Source organism: Mycobacterium sp. 852002-51057_SCH5723018, from assembly GCF_001667035.1.
Taxonomy (GTDB): Bacteria; Actinomycetota; Actinomycetes; order Mycobacteriales; family Mycobacteriaceae; genus Mycobacterium.
Genome location: NZ_LZIR01000018.1, coordinates 1 through 809 on the forward strand (window position 1 = coordinate 1; position 809 = coordinate 809).

Annotated in this window: 1 protein-coding gene; it reads left to right on the plus strand. The window is 70.5% G+C overall.

From position 1 onward, the window contains the following. Positions 1-809 (plus strand): glycosyltransferase (locus tag A5764_RS28735; protein WP_067109395.1); only part of this gene is annotated, 809 nt, incomplete at both ends.

Consider the following 809-nt stretch of genomic DNA (forward strand, 5'->3'; position numbering starts at 1 on the left):
GTCGAGTCGGCGGGGCTTACCGCGGTCGCCTTCGGGCCGGACCCGCCGAGGCCTAATGCGCAGAATCCGATCCACGCGGTCACCGAAATCGTCGGGCATCTCACTCAAGCGTGCGGCCAGTGGGGCGCCACGCTGACCGACCTCGGACGAGGGGCGGACCTGCTCTTGACGGGCCGGGGCGAACAGGGGCTGGCCGCCAACGTCGCGGAGTACTACGGCATTCCGCTGGCCGGACTGCACTTCTTCCCCCAGCGGATTTTCTCGACGGGAGCGCTGTATTCCGGCATGACAAGGGAAGCCGCCAACGCCCAGCGCCGCGCCCTCGGCCTTCCCGAGGCGGACGGCGCCGCACCCGCATCGCTGGAGATCCAGGCGTACGACGAGATGTGTCTGCCGAGGCAGGCCACCGAGTGGGTGGAACAGGGGCGGCCTTTCGTGGGTGCGCTTACGCTCGGGTTGCCGACGGATGCCGACGCCGAGGTGTTGTCGTGGATCGCCGCCGGGACGCCGCCGATCTGCTTCGGCTTTGGCAGCACGCCGATCGCGTCGGCCGCGGACACCGTCGCCATGATCGCCGGGGCCTGCGCGCAACTGGGCGAGCGGGCGTTGATCTGCGGCGGTCCCAACGACTTCGGCGAGACTCCGCCTTTCGACCACGTGCTGGTGGTCGACGCGGTCAACCACGGCGCCGTCCTTCCGACGTGCCGCGCGGTCGTGCACCACGGCGGTGCAGGCACCACGGCTGCCGGACTGCGGGCGGGGATTCCCGCGCTGATCCTGTGGCTGTGGCTCGATCAGCCGGTCTGGGC